Origin of the sequence: Streptomyces phaeoluteigriseus (assembly GCF_001896135.2) — a bacterium.
In the GTDB taxonomy this organism is placed as follows: domain Bacteria; phylum Actinomycetota; class Actinomycetes; order Streptomycetales; family Streptomycetaceae; genus Streptomyces; species Streptomyces phaeoluteigriseus.
Genome location: NZ_MPOH02000005.1, coordinates 90,018 through 101,641, shown reverse-complemented (window position 1 = coordinate 101,641; position 11,624 = coordinate 90,018). Strand labels below are relative to the sequence as shown.

Below are 11,624 nucleotides of genomic sequence, written 5' to 3'. Positions count from 1 at the left end.
CGGGGGGATGCGGGGTGTCTGGGGGAACTGGGCTGTGCGACGGCGCAGTTGGGCGAGCTTGCCCCTGCCCCCGCCGCCCCTTCCCGACCCGACCCTGGGGGCCGCGCCCCCCGGACCCCCCCGTGGGCCCTGACCGGGCTGCGTCCTCACGCGCCGGACGGGCCGAGTCGCCGCAACCGTCGCCGTCCGGCCCACCGAGGCGGACGGTGGATGGGCGTGGACCGGGGGGCGGAGCCCTCGGGGCGGGAGAGCCGGTGGCGCGGCCTGGAACGCAGGATGCGGTGACCCCGTACGACGCCGTACGGCAACTCTCGCCCGGGGGCGGGGTCTTCGCACGGCATGCCGATGCCCTGGCCCGAGGGGACGGGCCGGGTCTCGACGACGCCGCCGCGGAGCTGGAGGAGCGCGGGTTCCTGCTGTTCGCGGCCGAGGCGCACGCCCAGGCCGCGCAACTGCACCGGGACCCCCGCGCGGCCCGCACCGCCCGTACGCGGGCCGTCGCCCTGGCCCGCCGCTGCCAGGGCGCCCGCACGCCTGCGCTCGCGGGCCTGGCGCTCGGCGAACTCACCACCCGGCAGCGCCAGATCGTCACCCTCGCGGCGGCCGGCCTCAGCAACCGGCAGATCGCCGAGCGGCTGACCCTGTCCGTACGCACGGTCGGCAACCACCTGTACGGCGCGTACACCCGCCTCGGCGCGAGCGACAGGACGGCGCTGCCGTGGCTGGTGGAACCGCCGGACAGCCGGACGGCCTGATCCGCCGGGGGTCTCACACCTGTCGGCCGGGGACCCGGATGGCCGCCGTCAGCCCGGGCTCCCGGCTTCCTGGGCGTGCGCCTCGGGCGCGCCCAGCCTGCGGGGCGCAACTCCGCCCGGACGCCGCGGGTTCACGCGGCGCCGAATGCCGTGAACGCCCATCCCGTGGCCTGGTGCAGCGCGTCTCCCGGCAGGGCCGCGCGGGCGTCGCGCAGCGCCTCCGCCAGGGACAGACCGGCGCTTACCCCCTTGTGCAGGGCCAGCATCAGCGCGACCACCGCCTCGTCGTTGACGGGGGCACTGCTCGCCACCACACCGGCCGTGCCGAGCGGCAGCAACGCCGCCACCAGACCGAGGAGTTCGTCGGCGCCCACCGAGGCGAGGCGGGCGGTGTCGCAGCTGGAGAGGATGATGCGGTACGGGCTGCGGGCGAGACGCTCGAAGTCGTGCACGATCAGCGGACCGTCGGCCATCCGCAGGGACGAGAACATGGGGCTGTCGGCCCGGAAGGTGCCGTGGGCCGCGATGTGCGCCAGCGCGGCCCCGTCCAGTTCCTCCAGCACCCGGGGCACGCGCGCGTCCTCGTGTTCCAGCACCGTCGGCCTGCCGTACCGGCCCGCCACCTCGGGTACCTCGGCACCCCCGGTCGCCAGGCCCGGCCCGCGCACCAGGACATGCCGTCCGCCCGCCGTCGGTTCCGTCTCCCGGGCCCGCAGCCAGCTGCTCGCCGACGGCGACACGCTGAGCACCCGCTCCCGCAGCGACGGCAGCAGGGCCCACGGCACCTGGTGCAGCCGGGCCGGAGGGACGACGACGACCGGTCCGGAGCCCAGATGCGCGGCCGCCTCGCCGAGGAGCAGCCCCTCCAGTCGCAGGCCGGCCGCCTCCACCACCGGCAGCCGCGCGTCCGCACCGGGATGCGCCAGCCGCCGCAGCCCGGCCTGTACGTGCTCGGCCTCCCGCTCGGCCTCGGCCACCGGCCCGCCCGCGAACCGTCGCACCCGCCCGCCCCCGCACAGGAGCACCTGCACCCGCCCGTCCAGTACGGCGATCTCGACCAGCCGTCCGTCACCGAGCCGCTCCAGCAGCCGGCCCACGTCGAACCGGTCGCCGTCCCCCGGGGACTCCCCGCGGATGTGCAGGGTGCGGGAGCGGATCTCCCGCTCCAGACGGCGCTGTTCGCGCTCCAGCGTCGGCACCGGGCGGCCGTCCATCCGCGCGCCCTCCGCCCGGGCGGCGATCTCGCGGTAGGCGGTCAGTCCGCTGAGCAGCGCCGGATCGGCGGGCGGCCGCGTGGGTGGGGCCGACAGGACGGTGGCCCGCCAGCGTTCGCTCCACACCAGCAACTGCCGCGGCCCGCCCCGCTCCAGACTCACCTGCTGGGCGAGGGCGGCGAGTTCGGCACCCTGTGCGGTGGCGCGGGCGCGCAGCTCGGAGGCGCCCAGGGTGGTGCGGTGGTCGTCGAGGACGTCGAGACCGCGCCGACAGGCCTCCAGGACACCCCGCCCCGAACCGGTCGCGCGCGCCCACAGCGCCTGCGCCGCCCAGCCCGTCATCCGGGCCAGCGGCGGTCCGCGGCGCCGGCTGCGGGCGGCGACCGCCAGATAGCGTTCGGCGTCCTCGGCCCAGTGCAGGTCCAGCGCGATCCGGCCGGCCAGCAGCCAGCCCTCCGGCGCGGCGGGCGCCCCGAACGAGGAGAGCCGCTCGGCGACCCGGACCGCGTCCGCGACCAGCCGTCCCGAACTCCGCCCGGTCGCCACCCGCGCCTCCGTCAGCACCAGTTGGGCGTGCGCCTCCCACCAGGTGCGGCGCTGCCCGGCGAACAGCCGCACGGCCAGTGCCGCCCGCGCGGTCGCCGTCCCCGGATCGCCCGCCAGCCGGGCCGCCCTCGCCGCGGCCAGCAGCAGTTCCGCCTTGCGGGTGGACTGCCCGCCGATCCCGTCGAGGACCGTGATCGCCGCGTCCGCCTCGGCGAGCGCCTCGGGCGCCAGCCCGGCCGCCATCAGCACCTCACAGCGCCGGATGTCGAGCATGAAGGTGGGCGTGCCGAGTTTGGCGTACCGCTCCTCGGCCTCGTCCAGCAGCCGCAGCGCCGCCGGCACGTCCCCCGAGCGGAACGCGGCCAGCCCTCGGCTCTCCACCGCGTCGGCCTTGTCGTGTTCCTGGCCGGTGGTGTCCCACAGCGCTTCGGCCGCCGTGAAGTCGGCGTCGGCCCGGTCCACCGCGCCGAGCGCCAGGTGCACGGTGGCGCGCAGGGTGAGGGCGCGCGCCGTCCAGATGACGTCGTCCGCCTGCCGCAGCACGGTGATCGCCCGGCGCAGGTCGTCCAGTGCCTCGCGGTGATGCCCCAGGACCCACCAGGAGTAGGCCCGCCGGTACAGCACGCGCGCGCGGGTGTGCCCCGTACCCCGCTCGATGCCCCGCTCGAACGCCGCCAGGCCCTGCCGGGTGCGGCCCGCGTGCACCAGGGCCACGCCGAGCGTGCCCAGGACGTCGGACTCCCGTTCGGCGGAGTCGGCGCGTGCCGCCAGCGCGCGGGCGCGCCGCAGATGGTGCAGGGCGAGACTCATGTCGCCCCAGTCCCGTTGCCAGATGCCGATCACCTGGTGGGCGACCGAGGCGTGCAGGGGCGGGGGATCGGTGTGGAGCACTCCCTCCGCCCGTGCCAGGGCGTCGTTGGGGGCGGCGAACACCATGGGCAGCAGTTCGAGAACCGTGTCGTTTCCCGCTGTCACCCCACGGATGGTAGTGCTCCGGTCGCATGTCACACAGGGCTGGAGTCGTTTCATGACGTATCAATCGGACGTCGCGTCAACGGGACGCGAACACCGCCCGGCGTACGCCCTGGGGCGCGCGGCAGAGTACGTCGGGGGCGCGCGAACGCAACCGCACCACCCGTCCCTGTCGTCGCACCACCTGTATCAGATGAGGGTCTCACGGCTCTGACTGAAGACCATCGGGTTCAGGGGAGGACACGCCATGGCACCACAGCGATTCCACGAGCAGTTCGGGCAGATCCAACGCGCGCTGCCGGGCGTGCCGTTGGCGATGGGGCCGGACGACTCCGGCGAGTTCATCTACGAGAAGGGCGTCGTCCTCGCGCGCGACGGCGAGGAGGCCCAGGTCGTCGAGGACGCCGTCCGCACGCACTTCACCGCGGCGCCGGACCTCACCCCCGACCATGTGCGCCGGTCCGGGCCGCAGGCCAACCGCTCCGGCATCACCCGCATCCAGGTCGCCGACCCCGGCCAGGGCGTGCCGGGCGCCGACCGCGCCGTCGCGGGAGCCCTGCGCGCGCTGCGGGGGGCCGAGGACCGCGCGGGCCGCCGGCTGGTCAGCCGCAACCACGTGGTGTCCATCGCGGTCAACGCCTGCCCCGGCGACGAGCCGGTCCCCGCCGCCTACAACGCGTTGCCCAACCCGGCCGCGGCCCAGGCCACCCACGACCCGTCCGGCGCCGTCGGCGTGCTCGTCGTCGACACCGGTCTCATGCACGACTACCGCTCCTACCCGCTGCTCGCCCACACCGAGGGCGACGCACAGATCCGCGAGACCGACGAGGGCGGCGTCCTCCAGCAGTACGTCGGACACGGCACGTTCATCGCCGGGCTGGTCGCGGCCGTCGCCCCCAACACCGACATCACCGTGCGCAACACCCTCAACGACGCGGGCGCGATCCTGGAGTACGACTTCGGCGACAAGCTGTTCGAGGCCGTCGACGAGGGGGGCTGGCCCGACATCCTCAGCCTCTCCGCCGGCACCTCCAACGGCCGGGTCGACGGCCTCCTCGGCGTGGCCGCCTTCATGGAGGAACTGAGCGCGCGGCACACCCTGTTGGTGGCCGCCGCGGGCAACAACTCCAGTGCCACACCGTTCTGGCCCGCCGCCTACGCCGCGCTGCCCGAGTACGCGGACGCGGTGCTGTCGGTCGGCGCGCTGCGCGGCGACGGTGAGTTCGGCGCCTGCTTCAGCAACCATGGCCCCTGGGTGCGGGTCTACGCCCCCGGCGAGCGCCTCACCAGCGCCCTCACCGGCTTCGACAGCCCCGTCCCCTACGTGTACCAGCACTCCACCTACGACGCCTGCCGCTACGGCTTCACCTACTCCTGCACCTGCCGTTCGCCGCGCCACACCGGGCTGTTGAGCGAGGAGTCGGCGGCCACCGCGGGCAAGCCGGACCAGGTCATGTTCGAGGGACTCGCCTCCTGGAGCGGCACCTCCTTCGCGACGCCCGTCGTCGCCGGACTGGTCGCCGCGCACATGACGGCCAACAACCTGACCGACCCGCGCGCCGCCGCTCGGGAACTGCTCGCCGCCGGCGCCGAACTGGCCGAGGTGCGCGGAGCCCACGTGCCGGCGCTGCTGCCGCCCACCTGGACCCCGGTGCCCGTGGGGCAGTCGGCCGTCCCGGCGTGAGGGCGTCATGAGGTCCGAGGCCGGCCCTGCCACGGCGTACGATGACTTGCCGTACACAAGGGGTGGGACCGTGGACCGTAGTGAAGTCGGCGCGCTCGTCCAGTCCGCCGTAGACGGTGACACGGCGGCCTGGAAGGCGATCGTGGAAGGGCTGAGCCCGCTGGTCTGGTCCGTCGTGCGCGCGCATCGGCTCTCCGACGCGGACGGGCACGAGGTGTACCAGACCGTGTGGTTCCGGTTCGCCCAGCACCTCGGGCGGATCCGCGAACCCGAGAAGGCGGGATCCTGGCTGGCGAGCACCGCGCGCAACGAGTGCCTGAAAGTGATCAAGAGTCTGCGGCGGCTGACACCGACGGACGATCCCCAGCTGCTCGACCGGGTCAGCGAGGAACGTACGCCGGAGCAGTCGGTGCTGGACTCGGAGGAGGCGGCCGCGCAGAGTGAGCGCGTCCGCCATCTCTGGCAGGAGTTCGAGGCACTCGGTGAGCGCTGCCGGCAGTTGCTGCGCGTGCTGATCTCCTCGCCGCCGCCCAGTTACCAGGAGGTCTCGGCCGCGCTGGGCATCGCCGTGGGCAGCATCGGACCGATGCGCCAGCGATGCCTGCGCCGCCTGCGGGCCCGACTCGACGCACGGGGAGCCCTGTGAGCCACATGGACGACGACATGGACGACGACATGGACGACACCTACGAAGAGGCCCTCGGCGACGGGGAGTTAGACCACGGCGCGCTGGAGGCGGAACTCCGCGAGGCCGCCGCGATCCTCGACCCCGTACCGGCCGAGCTGCGCCTGCTCGCCGTCGAGGCCTACGCGCTGCACGACCTCGACGCGAAGATCGCCGAGCTGACCTTCGACTCGCTGGTCGACGCCATCCCGGTCAGGGGAGCCGTGGACGTACCGCGGATGCTCACCTTCCACACCGGCGGGCTGACCGTCGACGTGGAGGTGACCCCGCGCGGCATCATGGGCCAACTGCTGCCCCCGCAGTCCGCGTCGATCGAGGTCCTCGACGGCCCGCGCGCCGGAGCGTCCCTCACCGCCGACGACATGGGCCGCTTCACCAGCGAGGCCCGCCCCACCGGCCCGTTCGCCCTGCGTCTGCGCGCGGGCGGCGAGGTAGTGGTCACCGAGTGGATGCGCGCCTGACCCCGCGGACACCGCCCACCACCTGACCCCGCCGGTTCTCTGCCCCCCCGCCGCGGCAGGGGTGGCGGTCGGCCATGAAACCGACCGACGGCACACCCGCCCCAAGCCCTCCTGCTTCCGCGTGGGGCCGGCCGGCTTGGTCGGCTCCGTGGCCGCCTGGCAGGCGGGGCACTTGCCCGAGGCGACGTGGTGCCCGCCGCGCCTGACCCTGCTCCCGTGTGGGGTTGGCCGGCTTGGTCGGCCTCGTGGCCTCCCGGCAGGCGGGCCGCCTGTCCGAAACCCACGTGTCACTCGCCCCGCCTGTCCCTGTTTCCGCGTGGCGCCCGCCCCGGCCGCCCCTGTGTCCGCGTGGCGTCGGCCTGCTCGAGCAGCCCCGTGGCCTCCCGGCGGTCCGGTCGCCCGCCCGGAACCACGTGCCGCCCGCCCCTGTTCCCGCGCGGTGCCGGCCGTTCCGCTCGGCCCTTCAGCCCGGTGGCCGCTCGCCACTCCGTCCCCGTGGGGTCTCCCCGCTCGCCTGACCCCTCCCTTCAGCCGGAGGCCGCGTTCACCAGTTCCGTGAGTGCTTCGGCGAGTCGGGTCAGTTCCGGGCCCGCCGGGCCGCCCGGTTCGGTCATGTACGTGTCGCGGCGGATCTCCACCATCAGGGCGGAGACCCGCGGGTCCGTCCCGTAGTACGTCAGCGGTACGTACGTCCCGCCGAACGGGCTGTCGAGTCCCGTCTCCCCGATCGTCCCGAACGCCTTGCGCGCCGCGGCGAGCAGCTCGGGCGGGGTGTGGAAGGAGTCGGTGCCGAGGCACACCGGTGGGCGCGGGCCCTCGCCGTGCAGCTCGTAGGGCAGTGCGGCGCTGGGGTAGGAGTGCACGTCGATGATCACGGCTCGGCCGACGGCCGCCAGCCGCTCGCCGACGGCGTCGGTCATCGCCGCCGCGTACGGGCGGAAGTACCGGTCGATCAGTGGCTCGGGATCGACGTCCGCGCCCCGCAGGACGCCCCGGTGCGTGGTCCGCGTGTACACCGCGCCCATCCCCGCCGACAGCATCTCCTCGCGCTCGTCGGGGAACCGCTCCGGGTCGACCACCAGCCGCGACAGCCGGTTGACGAACCGCCACGGCGTCATCCCGGCCCGCCGCGCCGCCGCCTCGGCGATCTCCGCGGTGTGCGCGTCGGTGATGTGGTCCAGCTCCCGCTCCAGCGCCGGATCGTCCAGCACGATCCCGGCCCGTACGGCCGGCGGTATCTCCCGCGCCGAGTGCGGTACGTGCAGGATCACCGGCGACCCGCCGGCACCGGGCAGGAGGGCGAAGGACGGTTCGGCAGAGGTCATGCACGGGCTCCCGGGGCTGATCGGCTGCGAAGCTGCACGGTCAAGGTGCCACATCGCCGCGACCGCCCGACACGCACCTCCGCCCCGACGCGCGCCTCCGCCCCGAAACGCACCTCCGCCCCGGCCGGGCGGTGCGCCGGTCGGGGCGGAGGGGTGAGCGGGTGGGCGTCAGCTCAGGGAGGCGAGCAGCTCGTTCCAGGTGGCCGACGGGCGCATGACCGCCGCCGCCTTCTCCGGGTCGGGCCGGTAGTAGCCGCCGATGTCGGCCGACTGGCCCTGGACGGAGTTCAGCTCCTCGACGATCTTCTGCTCGTTCGCCGCGAGGGACTCGGCGAACTGGGCGAAGGCCTTCGCGAGGTCGGCGTCGTCGGTCTGCCGCGCCAGCTCCTGCGCCCAGTACAGGGACAGGAAGAAGTGGCTGCCCCGGTTGTCGATGCCGCCGACGCGACGGGTCGGGGACTTGTCCTCGTTGAGGAAGGTCGCCGTGGCGCGGTCGAGGGCGTCGGCGAGAACCTTCGCGCGGGCGTTGCCGGTGAACTCGGCGTACTGCTCCAGCGACGGGACCAGCGCGAAGAACTCACCGAGGGAGTCCCAGCGCAGGTAGTTCTCCTTGACCAGCTGCTGGACGTGCTTCGGCGCGGAACCGCCGGCGCCCGTCTCGAACAGGCCGCCGCCCGCCATCAGCGGGACGACCGACAGCATCTTGGCGCTGGTGCCCAGCTCCAGGATCGGGAACAGGTCGGTCAGGTAGTCGCGCAGGACGTTGCCCGTCACCGAGATCGTGTCCTCGCCGCGGCGGATGCGCTCCACCGACAGCTTGGTGGCCTCGACCGGGTTGAGGATCCGGATGTCCAGGCCCTCGGTGTCGTGCTCCGCCAGGTACGTCTTGACCTTGGCGATCAGCCGCGCGTCGTGGGCGCGGGTCTCGTCCAGCCAGAACACCGCCGGGCTGCCGGTGGCGCGGGCACGCGTGACGGCCAGCTTGACCCAGTCGCGGATCGGGGCGTCCTTGGTCTGGCAGGCGCGGAAGATGTCACCCTCGGCGACCGACTGCTCCAGGACGACGTTGCCGTCCTGGTCGACGAGGCGGACCGTGCCGGCGGTCTTGACCTCGAAGGTCTTGTCGTGGGAGCCGTACTCCTCGGCCTTCTGGGCCATCAGGCCGACGTTGGGGACCGAGCCCATGGTCGCCGGGTCGTAGGCGCCGTGGGCGCGGCAGTCGTCGATGACGGCCTGGTAGACGCCGGAGTAGGAGGAGTCCGGCAGCACCGCGAGGGTGTCGGCCTCCTCGCCGTCCGGGCCCCACATGTGGCCGGAGGTGCGGATCATGGCCGGCATCGAGGCGTCGACGATCACGTCGGACGGCACGTGCAGGTTGGTGATGCCCTTGTCGGAGTCGACCATCGCCAGGGCCGGGCCGTCGGCCAGCTCGGCCTCGAAGGAGGCGTTGATCGCGTCGGCCTCGGGCAGGGCCTCCAGGCCCTTGAGGATGCCGCCGAGACCGTCGTTCGGGGTGAGACCCGCGGCGGCCAGGGTCGCGCCGTACCGCTCGAAGGTCTTCGGGAAGAAGGCGCGCACCACGTGACCGAAGATGATCGGGTCGGAGACCTTCATCATCGTGGCCTTGAGGTGCACCGAGAACAGCACGCCGTCGGCCTTGGCGCGGGCGATCTGCGCGGTGAGGAACTCGCGCAGCGCGGCCACGTGCAGCACGGAGGCGTCGACGACCTCGTCCTTGAGGACCGGTACGGACTCGCGCAGGACGGTGGTGGTGCCGTCCTCTCCGACCAGTTCGATGCGCAGCGTGCCGGCCTCGGAGATCACGGTGGACTTCTCGGTGGAGCGGAAGTCGTTCTGGCCCATGGTCGCGACGTTGGTCTTGGACTCGCCGGTCCAGGCGCCCATGCGGTGCGGGTGGGTCTTGGCGTAGTTCTTGACCGACGCGGGGGCGCGGCGGTCGGAGTTGCCCTCGCGCAGGACCGGGTTCACGGCCGAGCCCTTGACCTTGTCGTAGCGGGACTGGATGTCCCGCTCCTCGTCGGTCTTCGGGTCGTCCGGGTAGGCCGGCAGCGCGTAGCCCTGCGCCTGAAGCTCGGCGATCGCGGCCTTGAGCTGGGGGATCGACGCCGAGATGTTCGGCAGCTTGACGATGTTCGCCTCGGGCGTCTTCGCCAGCTCGCCCAGTTCGTGCAGGTCGTCCGCGATCCGCTGGTCCTCGGTGAGGTACTCGGGGAACACGGCGATGATGCGCCCTGACAGTGAGATGTCCCGCGTCTCCACGGAGACACCGGCCTGCGAGGCGTATGCCTGGACCACCGGCAGGAAGGAATACGTTGCCAGGGCCGGGGCCTCGTCAGTGTGCGTATAGATGATGGTCGAGTCAGTCACCGGGTGCTCCGCTCCACGTCTGCAACATTGCTCGACATCAAGATATCTCGTGGCCGACCCGGACTCGACAGGACCCCACGGCGGAACCCACGGCGGGGACCCGCGGGGACTTCACCGCGGGACTTCACGGCGGCCGGTCCCGCAGGACGGGCCGCCATGAGACGGCATCCGCTCGAAGGGATCAGCGGGATGAAGGGGATCAGCCGTGCACGAGGAGGTCAGCCGTGCACGAGAAGCCAGCCGTGCACGAGGGAATCAGCAGCCGTGCACGCGGGAATCACCAGTGCACAAGAAGGTCAGCCGTACACGAGAGGCCAGCCGTGCACGACGGAATCAGCCGTGCACGAGGAGGTCGGCCGTACACGAGGGGATCAGTCGTGCAGAGCCGCGGGCGGTGCCAGGTCGTCGACCGTGCGCTGCTGGGGGATGACCACCGTGCCCTGCTGGAGGGCCACGGTCCGGGTGGGCGCGGGGATACGGATGCCCTCGGCCTGGTAGCGGCGGTGCAGGCGCTTGATGAACTCGTGCTTGATCCGGAACTGGTCGCTGAACTCGCCGACGCCCAGGATCACCGTGAAGCCGATCCGGGAGTCGCCGAAGGTGTGGAAGCGGACCAGCGGCTCATGGTCGGGCACGGCGCCGGTGATCTCCGTCATCACCTCGGTGACGACCTCGCAGGTGACCCGCTCGACGTGCTCCAGGTCGCTGTCGTAGGCCACGCCCGCCTGCACCAGGATGGTCAGCTGCTGCTCGGGCCGCATGAAGTTGGTCATGTTCGACGCGGCGAGCTGTCCGTTGGGGATCACGACCAGGTTGTTGGAGAGGTTGCGGACGGTCGTCTGCCGCCAGTTGATGTCCTCGACATAGCCCTCCTCGCCGCTGCTGAGCCGGATGTAGTCGCCGCGCTGGACGGTCTTGGAGGCGAGGATGTGGATGCCCGCGAAGAGGTTGGCGAGGGTGTCCTGGAGGGCCAGCGCGACGGCCAGACCGCCGACACCTAGGGCGGTCAGCATCGGCGCTATGGAGACACCGAGGCTCTGGAGCGCGACCAGGAAGCCGAGCGCCAGGACCAGCACCCGGGTGATGTTGACGAAGATCGTGGCGGAGCCGGCGACGCCGGAGCGGGAGTGGGTGACGCTCTGCACCAGCCCGGCGATCACCCGGGCCGCCGACACCGTCACCGCGAAGATCAGCAGGACGGTCAGGCTCTGGTTGACGGTGTGCTGGACCGCCCTGGTCAGCGGCAGTACGGCCGCCGCGGCCGCCCCGCCGCCCACCAGCGCCGCCCACGGCACGACCGTGCGCAGCGCGTCCACGACGACGTCGTCGCCGCTCCACCTGGTGCGCTTGGCGTGCTTGCCCAGCCAGCGCAGCAGCGTCCGTGACAGGAACGCCAGCAACAGGCCGGTGGCCAGGGCGATTCCGGCGAGGACGACGTCGTCAAGGGTCAGCGCGCGGTTCACCGGTCGCCTCCGGAGGGACGATCGGCGGCGAAGGGGGTCGCCGACGGCCGGATGTGAAGTGTCGTCACGTGGTCACCTGCTCGATTCCGGGAAGTGCGAAGTGCGGTCGCGTCCGTCGCGTGCGTGGACGC

At 72.9% G+C, this 11,624-nt stretch carries 8 protein-coding genes; 4 read left to right on the top strand and 4 right to left on the bottom strand.

Going from position 1 to position 11,624, the window contains the following annotated elements; all coding sequences use genetic code 11:
• A partial coding sequence (locus tag BM536_RS42270; protein ID WP_245873250.1) for a helix-turn-helix transcriptional regulator occupies positions 1 to 755 on the top strand: 755 nt, incomplete at its 5' end.
• 131 nt (positions 756 to 886) lie between these two features.
• Here BM536_RS42270 and BM536_RS03695 read toward each other — a convergent pair.
• A complete protein-coding gene (locus BM536_RS03695; protein WP_170109876.1) occupies positions 887 to 3,451 on the bottom strand; it encodes a CHAT domain-containing protein in 2,565 nt (854 codons plus the stop codon).
• A gap of 283 nt (positions 3,452 to 3,734) precedes the next feature.
• Between BM536_RS03695 and BM536_RS03690 the strand changes: the two genes are divergently transcribed.
• The 3 genes from BM536_RS03690 to BM536_RS03680 are packed head-to-tail and all read left to right on the top strand — an operon-like array spanning position 3,735 to position 6,317.
• Positions 3,735 to 5,171 carry a S8/S53 family peptidase gene (locus BM536_RS03690; RefSeq protein WP_094102512.1) on the top strand — a complete coding sequence of 479 codons (1,437 nt, stop codon included), beginning with the start codon at positions 3,735 to 3,737 and terminating at the stop codon, positions 5,169 to 5,171.
• A gap of 7 nt (positions 5,172 to 5,178) precedes the next feature.
• Positions 5,179 to 5,817, top strand: coding sequence for an RNA polymerase sigma factor (locus BM536_RS03685; RefSeq protein ID WP_211362817.1), 639 nt, complete (start codon positions 5,179 to 5,181; stop codon positions 5,815 to 5,817).
• A gap of 5 nt (positions 5,818 to 5,822) precedes the next feature.
• Positions 5,823 to 6,317, top strand: a complete 495-nt coding sequence (locus BM536_RS03680) for a hypothetical protein (protein WP_094102511.1) — start codon at positions 5,823 to 5,825, stop codon at positions 6,315 to 6,317.
• Positions 6,318 to 6,844: 527 nt separating this feature from the next.
• On the opposite strand, the gene BM536_RS03675 is transcribed toward BM536_RS03680, so the two are convergent.
• From BM536_RS03675 to BM536_RS03665, 3 genes are all read right to left on the bottom strand, one after another.
• Entirely contained in the window at positions 6,845 to 7,642 is a 798-nt protein-coding gene (locus tag BM536_RS03675) for an N-formylglutamate amidohydrolase (protein WP_073498622.1), read from the bottom strand.
• 168 nt (positions 7,643 to 7,810) lie between these two features.
• Positions 7,811 to 10,030 (bottom strand): NADP-dependent isocitrate dehydrogenase, encoded by a 2,220-nt coding sequence (locus BM536_RS03670; protein ID WP_073498620.1) that lies wholly within the window; start codon positions 10,028 to 10,030, stop codon positions 7,811 to 7,813.
• Between the two features lie 371 nt (positions 10,031 to 10,401).
• Positions 10,402 to 11,493, bottom strand: coding sequence for a mechanosensitive ion channel family protein (locus tag BM536_RS03665; RefSeq protein WP_073498618.1), 1,092 nt, complete (start codon positions 11,491 to 11,493; stop codon positions 10,402 to 10,404).
• Positions 11,494 to 11,624: the final 131 nt, after the last annotated feature.